The organism is Micromonospora sp. RHAY321 (genome assembly GCF_023896955.1).
Taxonomy (GTDB): Bacteria; Actinomycetota; Actinomycetes; order Mycobacteriales; family Micromonosporaceae; genus Micromonospora.
On record NZ_JAMHIW010000020.1, the window covers coordinates 63,035 to 80,058 of the forward strand.

15 protein-coding genes are annotated in these 17,024 nt (G+C 74.3%); 7 read left to right on the forward strand and 8 right to left on the reverse strand.

Features of this window, described 5'->3' with window-relative positions:
- Positions 1–79: 79 nt before the first annotated feature.
- Entirely contained in the window at positions 80–1,834 is a 1,755-nt protein-coding gene (locus tag M8C17_RS28215; RefSeq protein WP_252419602.1) for a DEDD exonuclease domain-containing protein, read from the reverse strand.
- A 128-nt stretch (positions 1,835–1,962) separates the two neighbouring features.
- Here M8C17_RS28215 and M8C17_RS28220 point away from each other — a divergent pair, with 128 nt between their 5' ends.
- The 4 genes from M8C17_RS28220 (at position 1,963) to M8C17_RS28235 (ending at position 6,359) form a co-directional block, all read left to right on the forward strand.
- Positions 1,963–3,417 carry an NYN domain-containing protein gene (locus M8C17_RS28220; protein WP_252419603.1) on the forward strand — a complete coding sequence of 485 codons (1,455 nt, stop codon included), beginning with the start codon at positions 1,963–1,965 and terminating at the stop codon, positions 3,415–3,417.
- Positions 3,418–3,604: 187 nt separating this feature from the next.
- Entirely contained in the window at positions 3,605–3,823 is a 219-nt protein-coding gene (locus M8C17_RS28225) for a hypothetical protein (RefSeq protein WP_252419604.1), read from the forward strand.
- A gap of 155 nt (positions 3,824–3,978) precedes the next feature.
- Positions 3,979–5,238, forward strand: coding sequence for a M48 family metallopeptidase (locus M8C17_RS28230; protein WP_252419605.1), 1,260 nt, complete (start codon positions 3,979–3,981; stop codon positions 5,236–5,238).
- A complete protein-coding gene (locus M8C17_RS28235; protein WP_252419606.1) occupies positions 5,235–6,359 on the forward strand; it encodes a glycosyltransferase family 4 protein in 1,125 nt (374 codons plus the stop codon). The genes M8C17_RS28230 and M8C17_RS28235 overlap by 4 nt, the downstream gene beginning before the upstream one ends.
- A 12-nt stretch (positions 6,360–6,371) precedes the next feature.
- Here M8C17_RS28235 and M8C17_RS28240 read toward each other — a convergent pair whose 3' ends face one another.
- The 7 genes from M8C17_RS28240 to M8C17_RS28270 all read right to left on the reverse strand — a co-directional run bounded on the left by M8C17_RS28240 (position 6,372) and on the right by M8C17_RS28270 (position 14,633).
- On the reverse strand, positions 6,372–6,887 hold the full coding sequence (locus M8C17_RS28240) for a 1-acyl-sn-glycerol-3-phosphate acyltransferase (protein WP_252419607.1): 516 nt from the start codon (positions 6,885–6,887) through the stop codon (positions 6,372–6,374).
- Positions 6,857–7,501: a TetR/AcrR family transcriptional regulator gene (locus M8C17_RS28245; RefSeq protein ID WP_252419608.1), complete on the reverse strand. Its 645-nt coding sequence runs from the start codon at positions 7,499–7,501 to the stop codon at positions 6,857–6,859. Before M8C17_RS28245 ends, M8C17_RS28240 begins: the two co-directional genes overlap by 31 nt.
- 199 nt (positions 7,502–7,700) lie before the next feature.
- Positions 7,701–9,359, reverse strand: coding sequence for a bifunctional diguanylate cyclase/phosphodiesterase (locus tag M8C17_RS28250; RefSeq protein WP_252419646.1), 1,659 nt, complete (start codon positions 9,357–9,359; stop codon positions 7,701–7,703).
- A 79-nt stretch (positions 9,360–9,438) separates the two neighbouring features.
- A complete protein-coding gene (locus tag M8C17_RS28255) occupies positions 9,439–10,248 on the reverse strand; it encodes an SAM-dependent methyltransferase (protein ID WP_252419609.1) in 810 nt (269 codons plus the stop codon).
- A gap of 188 nt (positions 10,249–10,436) precedes the next feature.
- The gene (locus M8C17_RS28260; RefSeq protein WP_007072219.1) at positions 10,437–11,105 is read right to left on the reverse strand and encodes a response regulator transcription factor; all 669 of its coding nucleotides are present in this window, start codon (positions 11,103–11,105) and stop codon (positions 10,437–10,439) included.
- Between the two features lie 7 nt (positions 11,106–11,112).
- The gene (locus M8C17_RS28265; RefSeq protein WP_252419610.1) at positions 11,113–12,804 is read right to left on the reverse strand and encodes a GAF domain-containing sensor histidine kinase; all 1,692 of its coding nucleotides are present in this window, start codon (positions 12,802–12,804) and stop codon (positions 11,113–11,115) included.
- Between the two features lie 14 nt (positions 12,805–12,818).
- Complete coding sequence (locus tag M8C17_RS28270) at positions 12,819–14,633, reverse strand: long-chain fatty acid--CoA ligase (RefSeq protein ID WP_252419647.1); 1,815 nt, start codon at positions 14,631–14,633, stop codon at positions 12,819–12,821.
- 175 nt (positions 14,634–14,808) lie between these two features.
- On the opposite strand from M8C17_RS28270, the gene M8C17_RS28275 reads away from it, so the two are divergent.
- The 3 genes from M8C17_RS28275 to M8C17_RS28285 all read left to right on the forward strand — a co-directional run bounded on the left by M8C17_RS28275 (position 14,809) and on the right by M8C17_RS28285 (position 17,014).
- Complete coding sequence (locus tag M8C17_RS28275; RefSeq protein ID WP_252419611.1) at positions 14,809–15,264, forward strand: SRPBCC family protein; 456 nt, start codon at positions 14,809–14,811, stop codon at positions 15,262–15,264.
- Positions 15,265–15,295: 31 nt separating this feature from the next.
- A complete protein-coding gene (locus M8C17_RS28280; protein WP_252419612.1) occupies positions 15,296–15,988 on the forward strand; it encodes a hypothetical protein in 693 nt (230 codons plus the stop codon).
- Between the two features lie 78 nt (positions 15,989–16,066).
- The gene (locus M8C17_RS28285) at positions 16,067–17,014 is read left to right on the forward strand and encodes an ROK family glucokinase (RefSeq protein ID WP_252419613.1); all 948 of its coding nucleotides are present in this window, start codon (positions 16,067–16,069) and stop codon (positions 17,012–17,014) included.
- Positions 17,015–17,024 lie beyond the last annotated feature (10 nt).

Sequence of the window (17,024 nt, forward strand, 5' to 3'; positions counted from 1 at the left end):
GGAGCAGGCCCACGAATCGGGCAGGACTGCACTTCTCTAACAGCCTAAGCGAGTCGACGTAGTCCGATCGGTCACTTGGTCATGAGCGTTCGGTCGAGAGTTGGTGGGACCCGCCGTTCTCGGCCTTCGCCAGCAGGTCACGGAACCGCCCCGCACCACCGACCGGCGACGACCAACCGGACGACATCTCCACCAGCCGGGTCTCCGGCCGCTCCAACCAGGACAGGATGCGCTCGGACTCCTCGGCGGTGGCCGCCGGCACCGGACCGTGGCCGCCCGGGACCGTCTCGGCTGTGGCCCGGATGGCGTTGAGCGTGGGTCGCGGGTGGACGTTCGGCGGGGACACCCCCGCCCCGGCGAGCCGGCCGTGCCGCACCAGGGCCAGCTCCCAGCCGCCACGCGCGGCCGGCCGGGCCGCGGCCAGCTCGACGATGCCGGTCAGCGCGGCCAACCGCTGCATCCGGACGGTGGCGCGCAGCACGGCCGCCAGCCGGGACCGCACCACCGCCGCCTCCTCGTAGCGCTGGCCGTCGGAGAGCACGTCGATCCGGGCCAGCAGCGCGTCCACCACCTGCTGCGGGTCGCTGGCGGTCGCGGTGCGGAACGGGGCCGCGGCGCGGTGGTCGTACTCCTCGGGGGTGATCTTGTGCTCGCAGGGCGCCGGGCAGCGACCCAGCTCGGCCAGCGCGCAGGCCGGCGTGACGGTCCGCAGCGAGAGCCGGTGCGTGCACTGGCGCAGCGGCACGGCGTCGTGGAAGCCCGCGGCGGCCAGCTCCGCGGCCCGCCGGGAGGTGAACGGCCCCAGGTAGGCGGTGTCGGTGGGGGAGAGGTCGCGGACGATCGACAGCCGGGGGTACGGCCCGTCGGTCAGCTTGAGCCAGACCATCCGCTCCGGGTACTTCGACCGCCGGTTGTACGGCGGGGCGTGCGCGGCGATCAGCCGCAGCTCGCGGACCTCCGCCTCCAGGGAGTGCGCGCACTCCACGGCCTCGACCCGCTCGGCCGCGGCCAGCATCTCGGAGATCCGGGCGCGCTTCTCGCCGGCGGTGAAGTAGCTGCGCACCCGGGTGGCGATGTCGCCGGAGGTGCCGACGTAGAGCGGCCGCTCGTCGGCGGCCCGGAAGATGTAGACCCCCGGAACCTTCGGCAGCCCCTCGGCGAGGTGCCGCTTGCGGCGCTGCGTCGGAGTGACCGCCCGGGCGAACTCGATGGCGTCGCCGACCGTGTCCACCCGGTGCCCGCCGAGCCGGCCGATCAGGCCGTGCAGCACGTCGACGGTGGCCTTCGCGTCGTCCAGCGCGCGGTGGGTGGGCTGGGTGGCGGTGCGGAAGTAGGCGGCCAGGGTGCCCAGCTTGCGGTTGGGCACCTCGTCGCGGGTCAGCACCCGGCGGGCCAGTGCCGCCGTGTCCAGCACGCGGGGGTTGGGCCACCGGTAGCCGTGCTTGGCGCAGGCGGCCTTGAGGAAGCCCACGTCGTAGGGAGCGTTGTGGGCCACCAGCACCGCGTCGGCGATGAACTCCAGGAAGCTCGGCAGCACCTGCTCGATCGGCGGCGCGGGCACCAGCATGGCCTGGGTGATGCCGGTCAGCACGGTGATGAACGGCGGAATCGGCTGCCCCGGGTTGACCAGGGTTGCCAGCACGCCGAGCTGCTCGCCGCCGCGCACCTTGACGGCGCCGATCTCGGTGATGCCGCCGCCGTCGGGCGCGCCCCCGGTGGTCTCCAGGTCGACCACCACGAAGGTGGTCGCGTACAGCGGCAGCGCCGGGTCCACCCCACCCACCGCCGGGTCGAGACCGGCCAGTGACTCCTGGACGTACTCCGCCTGTGCCATCGGCGGCACGCTAGCGCCACGGTCCGACACTCCCGTCGCAGCGGTCCCACGAGTCACCATGGGGGCTAGGATGAGAGATCGGCTCACTCACCGGGCGGTGGGCCCGGTCGCGGTGGGAGACTTGCCACATGCCCCTCACCGAGCCGTCCGACGACCACCTCCCGCAGGAGGATCCGGTCGCGTTCGACGGTGCCGCGGGCGACCCGGACGACAACGTAGTCACGGGGACATCGGGCACATCCGACCCGGCGACACCGGGCGACGGGCACGCGGTCGAGCCCGAGCCGACCCTGCCCGAGCCGGTCCGTCAGCGGATCGTGGCACTGACCGCCGCGGTGCTGCCCGGGCTGCCCGCCGACGAGGTGCCGGTACCGCTGCGCCGGGTGGCCAAGTTCGCCCCGAACCGGCGGGCCCGGCTCGGCGCGCCCGCCATCGCCGCCCAGCTCACCGCCGATCCGCTGTTCCGGCAGCGGGTCACCGCGCGGGTGCTGGCCGACGCCGGTGACCTCGGCGGGGCCGTGGTCGAGGGCACCGCGCCGGCCGCCGCCGACCCGGTCGAGGTGGCCGCACTGGCCTACCTGGCCCGACCGCGCGGCTGGCGGGAGCTGATCGACGCCAGCGGTGCGGCGGTCCGCGCCGAGGCCGACAGCGCGGTCGTCGCCGAGCTGGTCCGCGAGGCCGAGCAGCGGGCCACCCGCGCCGAGCACGACCGGGCGGTCGCCCGGGTCGAGGCGGAGAAGCTCCGCGACGAGCTCGCCCGCGTCCGGGAGGAGCTGGGCCAGCTCCGCGAGGAGTCCCGGCAGTTGGCCCGCACCCTGCGGGAGACCCAGGCCCGCGAACGCAGGGCCACCGAGCTGCTGGCCACCGAACGCGGCCGGGCCGCCCGCGCCAGCGCCGACGTGGACGCCGAGCTCCGCCGGGCCCGCGCCCGGCTGGCCGAGGCCGAGGCGGCCGCCGGGGTGGCCCGGGCCAGCGCCAAGGAGGCCCGCTCGGTCGACGACGCCCGGCTCTGGCTGCTGCTGGAGACCATCGGCCAGGCCGCCGTCGGGCTGCGCCGGGAGCTGGCACTGGACCCGGTCGACAAGCTCCCCGCCGACTTCGTCGCCGACGCGTTCGCCGAGCAGCCCGGCACCGCGCCGGCCGGCCCGTCCGCGCGTGCCCGGGACACCGACGACCCGGCCCGCCTCGACCAGCTGCTCGCCCTGCCCCGGGCGCACCTGGTGGTGGACGGCTACAACGTCACCAAGCGCGGCTTCGGCGAGATGTCGCTGGAGCAGCAGCGCAAACGCCTGATCACCGGGCTCGGCGGGATCGCCGCGCAGACCGGCGACGAGGTCACCGTGGTCTTCGACGGCGCCGAGCGGATGCACGGGCTGCCGCCGGCGCCGCGCGGCGTACGGGTGCTCTTCTCCCGCAAGGGGGAGACCGCCGACGAGCTGATCCGGCGGCTGGTCCGGGCCGAGCCGGCGGGCCGTCCGGTCGTCGTGGTCTCCTCCGACCGCGAGGTCGCCGACGGGGTACGCCGGCACGGGGCGTACCCGCTGGGAGCCGACTCGCTGCTGCGGCGCCTCGCCCGTTCCTGACGCCCGCTCGTGTCGGCCGTGATACCCCGATATCGCTGATCTGGAGTCGATCTCGCCCTCAAACGGCCGCTCGGGGCGGTTGTCCGGGTTTCTGTCATACCCGGTGGCTAGCGTCGATGTGACCGACGGTGCTCGGCCGGCGACGACACTGTGCCGGCCGTTCATCGCGAACGGATCAGGAGGCGTGATGCTCATCGACTGCGACGGGTGCGCGAGGCGGGCGGACGGATGTTCCGACTGCCTGGTGGCCGCCCTGTTCGACGAGGATTCCCCGACGGCCGGGCTGGCCGCCGCCGAGATCCAGGCGATCGAGGTGTTCGCCCGGGCCGGCTTCGACGTGGACGTGCTGGCCGCGCCCGCACGCCCGGGGGCCGCCCGCCGGCCCGCCCCGCGCCGCGTGGCCTGACCTCAACACCGCGCCCGGAGCGGGCTTTTCGCGGGCCATAGGATGGGCGGTCACGGCGGGAGGAGCGGCCAGATGAGCGGGGTACGACGCGACGACGGCGCGCCTGCCGGCAACGGTGAGGAAGCCCGCGCAGCGGCGGGTACGGCGGTGTGCCGGTGACCCCGCGCGGCTGGGCGCTGCTGACCCTGGCGGGGTTGGCGCTCGCCCTGCTGGTGACGGCCGCGCTGCTCGTCCCGTGGCACCGGCCGCCGGCGCCGCGGGCCGACCAGCTCGCCGCGCTGCGTGACCTGCCCGCCGACCAGGTGGCCCGGGGGCGGGAGTTCCGCGCCGCGTTGCGCCCCGGCGGTTACACGGCGCTCGCCGTGGGGCTGTTGGTCGCCCTCGCGCTCGGGCTGACCCCGCTGGGCAGCCGCCTGGTCGAGCTGATGGGCCGGCCGTTCGGCGGGCACTGGGCCGCGCAGGCGGTGCTCGGCGGGCTGGCCGTGGTGCTCGTCGCCGACCTGGTCACCCTCCCGTTCGCCGCCTGGCGGCAGAGCGTCCTCACCCGCTACGGGCTGAGCACCAACGGTTGGGGCGGCTGGGCGGTGGACCTGCTCAAGTCGTACGCGGTCAGCGCCGTGATCGGTGCGGTGGCGCTGTTCGGCTTCTACGCGGTCATCCGGCTCGCCCCGCGCTGGTGGTGGGCGTTCGGCGCGGCCGGCGCGGCCCTGCTGGTGGTGCTCCTGTCGTTCGTGCTGCCGGTGCTCGTGGAGCCGGTGTTCAACCGGTTCACCCCGCTGGAGCAGGGGCCGCTGCGCACCGAGCTGATCAGCATGGCCGCCCGCGACGGGGTTCCGGTGCGTGACGTGCTGGTCGCCGACGCCTCCCGCCGGACCAGGGCCGTCAACGCGTATGTCTCCGGTCTCGGCCCGACCCGGCGGGTGGTGGTCTACGACACGCTGCTGCGCGAGGCCACCCCCGCCGAGGTGACCGCCGTGGTGGCACACGAGCTGGGGCACGCGAAGGACCGGGACGTCACGGTCGGCACGTTGACCGGGGCGCTGGGCGCCGCCGCCGCGGTGGTGGCGCTCTACCTGCTCGGCTCGTGGGGGCCGCTGCTGCGGCTGGCCGGTGTCGACTCGGTCGCCCAACCGCGCGCGTTCCCGCTGCTGGTCGCCCTGGTCACGGTGGCCGGGCTGCTCGCCGCGCCGGTGCAGGCGCTGATGTCCCGACGGGTCGAGGCGCGGGCCGACGCGCACGCGCTGGCGCTGACCGGCGACCCGGCGGCCTTCGAGTCGATGCAGCGCCGGCTCGGCTCGATCAACCTCGGCGATCCCGATCCGCCTCGCTGGGAGTACCTCTACTCGGCCACGCATCCGTCCACCGTGGAGCGGATGGCCGCTGCCCGCGCGTACGCCCGGGAGGCCGGCCGATGAGCCGCACACTGCTGATCACCAACGACTTCCCGCCCCGCCCGGGCGGGATCCAGTCCTTCGTGCACAACCTGGCGGTGCGCCAGCCGGCCGGCTCGGTGGTCGTCTATGCGTCGAGCTGGCGGGGGGCGGCGAAGTTCGACGCCGACCAGCCGTTCGAGGTGATCCGGGAACGCACCCGGGTGCTGCTGCCCACCCCGCTGATCGCCCGCCGGGCGGCCCGGTTGGCCCGCGAGTACGACTGCGACACGGTGTGGTTCGGGGCGGCCGCCCCGCTCGGCCTGCTCGCCGCCGGTCTGCGCCGGCGGGCCGGGGTGCGCCGGGTGGTTGCGCAGACCCACGGCCACGAGATCGGTTGGGCGGCGCTGCCGGCCGCCCGGCCGGCGCTGCGGCGCATCGGTCGAGGTGTCGACGTCACGACCTACCTGGGCGAGTACACCCGCACCCGGCTGGCCCGGGTGCTCGACGGGCTGACCGAGCTGCGCCGGCTGGCGCCCGGGGTGGACGTGGACACCTATCACCCGACCGTCGACGGCGAGCAGGTCCGGTCCCGGCTGGGGCTGGCCGACCGGCCGGTGGTGGTCTGCGTGTCCCGGCTGGTGCCGCGCAAGGGACAGGACATGCTGATCCGGGCACTGCCGGAGATCCGCCGCCGGGTGCCCGACGCGGCGCTGCTGATCGTGGGCGGCGGCCCGTACCGGGCGACCCTGGAGAAGCTGGCGCGGCAGGCCGGGGTGGAGCGGGACGTGGTCTTCACCGGTTCGGTGCCGGCGGCCGAGTTGCCGGCGCACTACGCGGCCGGCGACGTCTACGCGATGCCCTGCCGCACCCGCAACCGTGGTCTGGACGTGGAAGGGCTGGGCATCGTCTACCTGGAGGCGTCCGCGACCGGTCTGCCGGTGGTGGCCGGCGACTCCGGCGGCGCACCGGACGCGGTCCGCGAGGGGGAGACCGGCTACGTGGTAGGCGGCCGGGACGTCGCCCAGCTCGCCGACCGGGTGGCCCGGCTGCTCGCCGACCGGGATCTGGCCCGCCAGTTGGGCGCGGCCGGTCGGGCGTGGGTGGAGCGGGAGTGGCGCTGGGAGGCGCAGGCGCAGCGGATGGCGGCTCTGCTCGCGGGTTGACCGCCGGCCCGTTCAGCCGGTGGGCTCCGCGCGTCTGGGGGCGTAGCGGGGGACGTACTCCTGGCCGGTGAGCCGTTGGATGGCCGCCATCACCTCGTCGGTGAACGTCCGGATGTCGCGTGGACCGTTGATCCGGCCGGCGACCGGGATCGGCGGGCCGAACCGCAGGGTGACCGGGTGCCGGCGGGGCCACCGCGCGTCGACCGGCAGCACCTCGGCGGTGCCGAGCGCACCGACCGGGACGATCGGCACCCCGGCGTCGCGGGCCAGCCGGGTCATGCCGGTCCGGCCCCGGTTGAGCCAGCCGCCCGGGCCGCGGCCGTTGAAGTACTCGACCTTCGCCCAGAACGTGACGTGCCGTGGCGCCGCGCAGACGAGGAACAGCTCGTCGGCGACGGAGAGGTGGTTGCCGGCGAGGATCGCGCCGCCGTGCCGGGGCAGGTGCTCCAGCCCTTCCACGCGGGGCCGCCAGCCCAGCCGCAGCGTCGCGCCGACGGTCAGCTTGGTGAGGTCGTACAGCAGGGGCACGGGCCCTCCGTTTGAGGCGGGTGGACGGTTCGTTCGGGAGCGGGGCCGAGGTGGGCGTCCAGGGCGGCGCGCAGCAGGTCCCCGTCGTCGGTGGCGCCGGTGGCCAGCGGCAGGCTGCCCCAGGCCCAGAGCTGGGCGATGCCGTGCAGGTTGGCCCAGAGCGCGCCGGCCAGCACCGGGGTCGGCGCGTCGGTCGGCCGGCGCAGTTGGGCCACCAGGTCGGTCAGGACGGCGAACAGGGGCAGGCTCGTCTCGCGCAGCCGGAGCCGACCGGTGGCGAGCAGGTCGTGCCGGAACATCAGCTCGAACATGCCGCGGTGGGCGGCGGCGAAGTCCAGGTACGTCCGGCCGAGCGCGGTCAGCCGGGCGCGCGGGTCGCTGCCGGCGTCGCGCATCGTCTCCTCGACCCGGGCGGTGAGGTCGGCGAAGCCTTCCCGGGCGATGGCCGAGAGCAGGTCGACGTGGGTGGGGAAGTAGCGGCGTGGTGCGCCGTGTGAGACGCCGGCCCGGCGGGCGATCTCCCGCAGCGACACCGCCGACTGGCCCTCGCGCAGCACCAGGTCCACCCCGGCGGCCACCAGCCGCGCCCGCAGCCCCGTCTCGTCCGCGTCCATAGACACTGTCTACCAGGCAGCGTAGACGGTGTCTACCGGCGGTGCGTGATCTGCGGGATCAAGCTGCCCGTGCTGCCGGTGCCGCCCGGGTCTCGGTGGCGGTATACCTCTGAGTCATCTAAATACCTCTGAGGAATACCGCCTTCAATCGACCTGGCCGCCTGCCGCCTGCACCCGGCGTGGCGAGTGAGGCGCGGTGTCAGCGGATGAGGGCCAGGATCCGGTCGGCGGGGGCCGGCCGACCGAAGTGCCAGCCCTGGGCGGCGTCACAGCCGATCGCCCGCAGCCGCTCGGCCTGCCCGGCCGTCTCCACACCCTCGGCGGTGACCGTCAGGTCCAGGGCGTGCGCCAGCGACACCAGCGAGGCGAGGATCCGCTCGTCGGTGCGCCCGACCGCCGGCGACTGCAGGCCCGCCACGAACTCCCCGGCCACCTTCAGTTCGGTCACCGGCAGGTCCCGCAGGTACGCCAGGTTGCTGTAACCGGTGCCGAAATCGTCGATGGCGATCCGCACCCCGAGGTCGGCCAGCACCCGCAGGGCACGCACCGGCTCCTCGGCGGTGCTCATCATCGTGCTCTCGGTGATCTCCAACTGGAGCCGCTCCGGCGGCAGGCCCGTCTGCGCCAGCAGGGCGCAGACCTCCTGCACCAGCCCCGGCCGGTGCACCTGCCGGACCGCCAGGTTGACGCTCACGAACGGCGCCGCCGTACCGCCGGCCGACCAGGCCTTCGCCTCGCGGCACGCCTCGGCCAGCACCCACCCGCCCAGTTGCACGATGAGACCGGTCTCCTCGGCCAGCCCGATGAAGCTGTCCGGCCGCAGCACCCCCAGCTCCGGGTGGCGCCAGCGGACCAGAGCCTCCACGCCGATCAGCCGCCCGTCGCGCAGTGACGTCAGCGGCTGGTAGTCGAGGTAGAACTCGCCCCGCTCCAACGCCGCCGGGATGGCCGCGGAGAGCGCGTACCGGGCCAGCTCGCGCCGGTTGCGCTCGGCGTCGTAGAGCGCCCAACGCGCCCCGCCGGCCGACTTCGCCCAGTGCAGGGTGCTGTCGGCGGCCCGCATCAGGTCACCGGGGTTGGCGCCGGCCACCTGCCGCTCGACGATGCCCAGGCTCGCCGAGACCTGAAGCTCGTGCCCGTCGACCAGCGCCGGTGTCCGCACCGCCTCCAGCGCGGCCTCGGCCACCTTCACCATGTCGTCGGTGCCACCGGTGCTCTCCACCAGGATGACGAACTCGTCCCCGCCCAGCCGGGCGACCAGGTGCTCACCGAGGGCCTCGCACAGCCGCTCGGCCACCGTGGTCAGCAGCCGGTCACCGATCTGGTGCCCCAGGGTGTCGTTGACGACCTTGAACCGGTCCAGGTCGAGGAAGCACACCCCGATCCGCCGCGCGCCCCGGCCCGGCTCGTTCAGCGCGGCGGTGAGCCGCTCGGTGAACAGCGTCCGGTTGGGCAGGCCGGTGAGCGGGTCGTGGGTGGCCTGGTGGCGGAACCGGGCCTCGCTGGCCCGCAGCGCACGCTCGGCGTGCGTCCGGGCCATCATGGCGGCCCGGCGGATCGACTCCTGCTCGTCGAGCGTCCGGTCGCGCAACGCGCGGGCGTAGCCGGTCGCCACGGCGGCCAGCAACCGCGCCATCCGGTCCTCGACGTCCTCGGCCACCAGGCCCAGGTCGCGCACCAGCCGGAGCTGGATGACCTCGACGGTACGGCCCAGCCCCTCCGCGGACGCGATGTGCGCCGCGACCATCTCGGCGCCGACGCGGTGCCCGGCGCGCAGGTCGAACGGCTCGGCGAGCAGCGCACCGGCCAGTTGCCCGGTGAGCCGGTGTAGCAGGCTTTCGAGCTGTGCCTGGGTCATCGGCAGGTAGCTGGTCCCGGAGACCGCCTTGGCCCACGCCCGGGCGAACGTGCCCGGGCAGGAGGTCGCACCGGGCGACTCAGCCACCGAGCCGCCCGACGCCGCCCATGAAGACCGCGCGCTCGGCGTCCTCCGCGCTCTCCGGGGTGTCGGGTCGCCACTCCGGAACCCAGACCACACCTGGGTCGACCAGCTCGAACCCGTCGAAGAGCGCGGTCAGTTCGGCCCGGCTGCGGACCCACAGCGGGTTGTCGGTACGCCGGTAGACCCGTTCCGCCTCGGCCCGCTCGTCCCGGCTGCGCCCGTCGTCACTGGCCTGCGACAGCACCAGGTAGCTGCCGGGGGCCAGCGCGTCGCGCAGGGTCCGGAGCAGCTCCGCCGGTCGGTCCTCGTCGGAGACGAAGTGCAGCACGGCCACGACCATCACGGCCACCGGCTGGTCGAAATCGAGCAGGCCGCGCACGCTCGGGTCGGCCAGGATCTTCTCCGGGTGCCGCAGGTCCTCCTGCACCACCACGGCGCGCTCGTTGCCAGCCAGGATCTCGCGGCTGTGCGCGACCGCCACCGGGTCGACGTCCACATAGACCACCCGCGACTCCGGGTCGATCCGCTGGGCGATCTCGTGCACGTTGCCGACGGTCGGGATCCCCGAGCCGATGTCCAGGAACTGCCGGATCCCGGCCTCGGCGAGGTGGTGCACCGCCCGACGCAGGAACGCCCGGTTGGCCTGGGCCATCAGTGGCGCCTCCGGCACCGCGGCCACCATCGCCTGGGCCGCGGCCCGGTCGGCGGCGAAGTTGTGCGACCCGCCGAGGTAGTAGTCGTACATCCGGGCGACGCTCGGGCGCTCGATGTCGATCGTCTCGGGTGCCCAGTCCGGCCGCTGCATGCGCTCACCCCTAGTCCGCGACGCGGGCACCGTCGCCCGCGCGGGTATTGTGCCCCCGCCGTGCCCGCCAGACCATAGCCTGCCGCCCACCTCGCCGCCGACCTCGGTCGATACGCGACGGTCCGCGCCCGCCCGGAGGCTGGCGCGGACCGTCGGTCGCGCTGTCCCGCTCGGCGAGCGGGCGCAGGTCAGAACTTCGGGGCGTCCGGCGCCTCGAGCAGACCGAGCCGCAGCGCGGTCATCAGCGCCTGCGCCCGGTTGGCCGCACCGAGCTTCTCGTAGAGCTTGGAGATGTGCGTCTTGGCCGTGGACTCGCTGACGAACAGCTGCTTGGCGATGCCCGCCACGCTCATCCCGTCGGCGAGCAGTCGCAGCACCTGACCCTCGCGGGGGGAGAGCTGCGGACCGGACGGGGCGAGACGGCGCTTCATCGCCTCGGCCAGGTCGGCCGCCGTGAACGCGCTGGGGGAGGAGGCGGCGTGCCGGGCGGCGGCCACCACCTCGTCGGCCGGGGCGGTCTTCGGCACGAACGCGCTCGCGCCGGCCTCCAGAGCGCCGAAGAGCTGGTCGTCGCCCGCGTACATGGTCAGCACCACGATGCCCATCGACGCGCTGGACTTGCGCAGCGCGCGGGTGGCCTCCAGGCCGCTGCCGTCGGGCAGTCGCAGATCCATGATCACCACGTCCGGCTGGAGAGCGCCCGCCTGACGGACCCCCTCCGCCGCCGTGGCGGCCTCACCGACGACCTCGAACTGGCGATCCCGCTCGAAGGCGTGTCGCAGGCCCTTGCGAATCAGGTCATGATCGTCGACAAGGAGGACCTTGGTGCGAGTGGCCGGTGTCGGACTTGTGGTCATCCTCGGGTTACTCCCCTTCTGGTGCTGCGCTACCGCGCACGTTATCGCGCCGGGACGAGGAGCCGAGGACGACCGCCACGGTCGTGCCGCTCGGTTGCCGCGGCCTGATCTCCAACCGGCCCCGGATACGTTCCGCCCTCTCGGCCATGATCGCAAGACCGTACCGCCCGTCGGGGCGCTGGTCAGCCATGCCCTGACCGTCATCCGACACTTCAATTTGCGCGTACGGGGGGTCCACCTCGCACGTGACCCACAGATTCGACGCTCCGGCGTGCTTGCGCGCGTTGGTCACCGCCTCCTGCGCGATGCGCAGCAACTCGGCCTCCGTGGCCGCCGGAAGCCGCGCGGTGGACTCGTCCAGCGACAGGTGCACCCGCAGCCCGCCGGACGCGCCCACGGTGCGCGCGTACTCGGCGATCGCCGCGGCCAGCCCGCCCTGCCGGTCGACCTCGCTGCGCAGCTCGAACAGGCTCAGCCGCAGCTCGGTGATCACCCGGGTCACCTCGCCGCGCAGCGTACGCAGTGCCTCGGCGGTCTCGTCGGCGTCGTCGAAGACCGTGGCCAGGGCGTTGTCGATGCCGTAGCCGACCATCACCAGCTCCTGTGCCACCCCGTCGTGGATCTCCCGGGCCAGCCGCTGCCGCTCCTCGTTCGTGGCCAGCGAGCGGACCTCGTCGAAGAGCAGCGCCGCCTCCAGCCGCAGCGCGGCCGGACGGGTCAGCGCGGTCACCCGGGACACCACCGGCGGCGGGTACGCCTGCGCGACGTCCGCCTCCAGCACCACCAGCCCCACCGTGCGCACGCCGGCGGCCAGCGGGACGATCAGCGCGGAGACGTCGCCACCCCGGTGCGAGCGGGACTGCGAGCGGGTGGCGGTCTGTGCCTGTTGGCTGGCCCACGCGTCGGCGATGGCCGAGTCGGCGTCGAGCGTCGTCTCCCAGTCCACCCGGTCCACGCCGGCCTGGGCGAGCACCACGAGCCGGCCGCCGCCGCTGGCCGACAGCACCGCGCCCCGGTCCGCCCGGGCCACGGTGCGCAGCTCCTCCAGCAGGTGCTCGGAGATGCCACCCGGGTCCAGGGTCGCCCCGGGAAGTTGGCGGGCCACCGTGCGCAGCTGGGTCAGCAGACGGGTCGCCTCCGCGTACGGCTGGGGCTTGCCCTCACCGCGTACCGCCATCACCCGGTGCAGCGTGCCGGCGGCGTAGAGCCCCAACGCGGCCAGGATCAGCCACTGCGCGCAGACCGCCAGGTAGCCCGGCTGGCCGAGCTGACGCCCGTCGCCGACCTCGGTCAACGCGCCGCTGACCAGCAGGGTGCCGGCGGTGACCGCGAGCAGGGCGGCGCCCTCCCGGAACCGGCGGCGCAGGGCGGTGACGGTCACCGGCACGGCCAGGTACGGCAGCACCGCCGAGGCGCCGAGCCCGTCGACCGTGCCGCCGATCGACGCCACGGCGGCCACCTGGCTCGCGGCCAGCCCCAGCACGAGCACCTCGGCGACCCGGCTCAGCGGGCCGATCAACCGGTGCTGGGGGGCGAGCAGCGCGGGCAGCCCGGCGACCGCCAGGAGCGCGATCCACCAGAGCTGGCTGACGTCGTGGGTGGCTAACAGGGTCAGGACGGCCACCAGCGCCAGCATCACCAGGCGGGCTGCCGCGGCGAGGGGATGCGGGTGCGGTGCGGCGGATGTGGATGCGGGCACGTGACGGATGGTAGTCAGCCCCGGTAGATATCGGCGATCTCCGCCGCGTACGTCTTGTGGACGACCTGGCGCTTGACCTTGAGCGACGGGGTCAGCTCGCCGGTGTCCTCGGTGAAGTCGCGGGGCAGGACCTTGAACACCTTGATCGCCTCGGCCTTGGAGACGGCCTGGTTGGCGGTGTCGATCGCGGACTGGATCTCCTTGCGCAGACCCTCGTGCTCGCGCAGCTCCTCGACCCGGGTGTCCGGGGGCAGGTCGGCGCTCTCCAGCCACCGGGGCAGCGCCTCCTCGTCGACGGTGACCAGCGCCGCGATGAACGGCTGCCGGTCGCCGACGACGACGCACTGGCTGATCAGCGGATGCGCCCGGACCAGGTCCTCCAGCACGGCCGGGGCGACGTTCTTGCCGCCGGCGGTGACGATCAGCTCCTTCTTGCGGCCGGTGATGCTGAGATAGCCGTCGTTGTCGAGCTGGCCCAGGTCGCCGGTGCAGAGCCAGCCGTCCGGCCTGATCGTCTCGGCGGTCGCCGCCTCGTTGTGCCAGTAGCCCTGGAAGACGAGGTCGCCGGCGATCAGGATCTCGCCGTCGTCGTCGATCCGCACGGTCACACCGGGCAGCGGGCGGCCGACGGTGCCGATCCGGGTGGCGGTGGGCAGGTTCGCCGCGGCGGCGGGGGAGGTCTCGGTCAGGCCGTAGCCCTCCAGGATCGTCACCCCGATACCGCGGAAGAAGTGACCCAGCCGGGCGCCGAGCGGCGCGCCGCCGGAGATGGCGTCCCGGCACCGGCCGCCCAGCGCGGCGCGCAGCTTGCGGTAGACCAGCCGGTCGAAGACCGCGTGCTGCGCGCGCAGCGCCAGGCCGGGCCCTCGCGAGGTCTCCAGCGCCTCGCTGTACGCGATGGCGACGTGCTCGGCCCGGGCGAAGATGCCGCCCTTGCCGTCGGCCTCGGCCTTCTGCTTCGCCGCGTTGTAGACCTTTTCGAACACCCGGGGCACGGAGAGCACGAAGGTCGGCTTGAACTCCTGTAGCTCGGCGACCAGGTTCTTGGTGTCGGCGCAGTGCGCCATGGTGGCCCGCGCCTGCACCACCCCGATCTGGATGAGCCGGGCGAAGGCGTGCGCCAGCGGCAGGAAGAGCAGGGTGGCCGCGCCGGCGTTGAACAGGTTCGGCAGCACCGGCACCGCGTTGGCGATGTCGGCGTACATGTTGCGGTGCGTCAGCATGCAGCCCTTGGGCCGGCCGGTGGTGCCGCTGGTGTAGATGATGGTGGCCAGGTCGGCGGAGCGGATCGCGCCGCGTCGCTGCTCGACCTCGGTCAGCTCGACGGCGGCACCGGCGGTCACCAGCTCGTCGACCCCGCCGAGGTCGATCTGCCAGACCTGGTTGAGCTCGGGCAGCCGGTCCCGGACGCCGGCCACGAGAGCGGCGTGGTCGGCGGTCTCCACCACGACGGCGACCGCGCCGGAGTCGGAGAGGATCCAGGCGGCCTGCTCGGCGCTGGAGGTCTCGTAGATCGGCACGGTGACCGCGCCGGCCGCCCAGATCGCGTAGTCCAGCAGCGTCCACTCGTAGCGGGTCCGGCTCATCAGCGCGACCCGCTCGCCCGGCTGGATGCCGGCGGCGATCAGGCCGCGGGCCACTGCCGCCACCTCGTCGCGGAACTGCAGGCAGGTCACGTCGACCCAGACGGCGCCGGTGCCGTCGGCGGTGGGGGTGGAGCGGGCGAACTGCACGGCGTCCGGCGCGACCTCGGCGTTCTTCCATACCGGGTCGGTGAGGTTGGCGGCGTCGCCGACGGTGACGATCGGCGGAACGGAGAACTCGCGCACCTGCACTCCCTCGTGCTCGCACTGGCCGGACGGGCCGCCACCGTGGGTGTCGGCTGTGTCGAAACTTACCCGGCCACCAGGTCGGGTGTAGTAGGCAGGCTGCCCGGTGGGGCGTTGCGGCGCGTGGCGGGGGCGGCGCGGCCCGTGGCCGGTGCCCGCCGGGTAGCCTCCCCCCATGGCGGACACCTCCACCCAGTCGATCATCATCGGCGCCGCACCGGACCGGGTGACGGCGGTCATCTGCGACTTCGCCCGCTACCCCGAGTGGACCGAGGCGGTGCGCCACGCGGAGGTCATCGAGGAGTACGAGGACGGCTACGCCAGCCAGGTGCGCTTCACCATCGACGCCGGGGTGATGGCCGACGAGTACGTGCTCGCCTACGAGTACGCCGAGGACCTGTCCCGGATCGAGTGGCGCCTGGTCGCGCCCTCGAAGATGCAGAAGAGCCAGCGCGGTTCGTACGACCTGGTGGGTAACGCGGACGGTGGCACCACGGTGACGTACACCCTGGAGGTCGAGCTGTCCGTGGGAATGCTCGGCATGTTTCGGCGCAAAGCCGAGAAGATGATCATGGACACCGCGTTGAAGCAGCTCAAGCGCCGGGTAGAAGCAGCCGGTGCGGCGCAGTGACGCGTCCCGCGGCACGGTAGAGGAGCCGACCATGGGCGGAACGGATCCGGGTTCGGCCCGGGAAGAGGCGGAGCGGCTGGTCGCCACCCTGCTCGCGGGAGCCCGCATGGCCTCCGCCGGGTCGGCGGGCGGCGCGTGGGGCCCGCTGGGCGGGATGGTGGCCGGTGTCCTCGGTCACAGTGTCACCCCGGGCGGTCGGCCCGGCCCCGGTGGTGGTTTCGCCACCGGTACTCCCGAATGCTGCATCTGCCCGGTCTGCCGTGGCATCGCCGCGTTGCGTGACCCCAGTCCCGAATTCGCCGAACGGCTCGCCACCGGCGCCGGGGACCTCGCGGCGGGCGTCGCCAGCCTGCTCCGCGCGTTCGCCCCGGCCGAGCCGCCCGCCGCCGACCCCGACGCGCCCGCCGACCCGACCCGGCCCGCGCCCGCGCCGGCTGCCGGCACACCGGTCCCGGATCCCACCCCGGCCGGCACTTCCACCGAAGCCGGCGACGATCACGTGTGGCGCGATGCCACCCGCACCGGGCATGATTCTCAGCCGGCGCCGGAGCGGGACGTCTGGTCGGTCGCCACTCGGACGGCAGACCCACCCGCCCCGGCCGCCGCACCACCCGTCGACGAGGCCGGGCCGGTGTCCGCACCGGCAGCGACCAACCACAGCGCGGTGCCCGCCTCGCGGGTGCCCGACGACACCGGCGCGTACGCGCCGGGCGACGGCGCCTGAGCGCGGAAGCATCCACGACCCGGACCGGCGTGCCGCCGGCGCGCGGGCCGGACAGCACAGCAGAGGGGAGCGGCAGCGGTGACGCTGACCATCGGAGTCGACGTCGGTGGCACGAAGGTGGCCGGCGGTGTCGTGGACGACACCGGCACGGTCCTCGTGCAGACCCGACGGGACACCCCCGCCGATGACGTCGGCAAGACCCGTGACGTCATCATCGAGGTGGTCGGCGAGCTGGCTGCCGGGCGGACGATCGAGGCGGTCGGTATCGGCGCGGCCGGCTGGATCGACGCCACCCGCTCGACGGTGCTCTTCGCCCCCAACCTCGCCTGGCGCGACGAGCCGCTGCGCGAGTACGTCGGCACGGCCGTCGGCCTGCCGGTGATCGTGGAGAACGACGCCAACGTGGCCGCCTGGGCCGAGTTCCGCTACGGCGCCGCCCGGGCCGCCGACGACTCGATGATCATGTTCACCATCGGCACCGGCGTCGGTGGCGGCATCGTCCTCGGCGGCGAGCTGATGCGCGGCGCGCACGGCGTCGCCGCGGAGCTGGGCCACATGCTGGCCGTGCCGGACGGGCACCAGTGCGGCTGCGGGCGGCTGGGCTGCATCGAGCAGTACGCCAGCGGCAGCGCCCTGGTCCGCTTCGCCCGGGCCGGTGCCCGGCAGGAGCCGCACCGGGCCACCGCGCTGCTGGAGCTGGCCGGCGGGGAGGCCGAGGCGATCACCGGCCCGATGGTGACCACCGCCGCCCAGGGCGGCGACCCCGTCTCCGCCGAGGCGTTCGCGCAGATCGGCCGCTGGCTGGGCACGAGCCTCGCCGACATGGCGCAGATCCTCGACCCGCAGACCCTCGTGGTCGGCGGCGGTGTGATCGACGCCGGTGACCTGCTGCTCGGCCCGACCCGCCGCTCGTACCTCGACGCGCTCTCCCAGCGGGGACGGCTGCCGGTGGCCGAGGTGCTCCCGGCGGAGCTGGGCAACAGCGCCGGCGTGATCGGCGCCGCCGACCTGGCCCGACGGATCTGAGGCCGGCCGG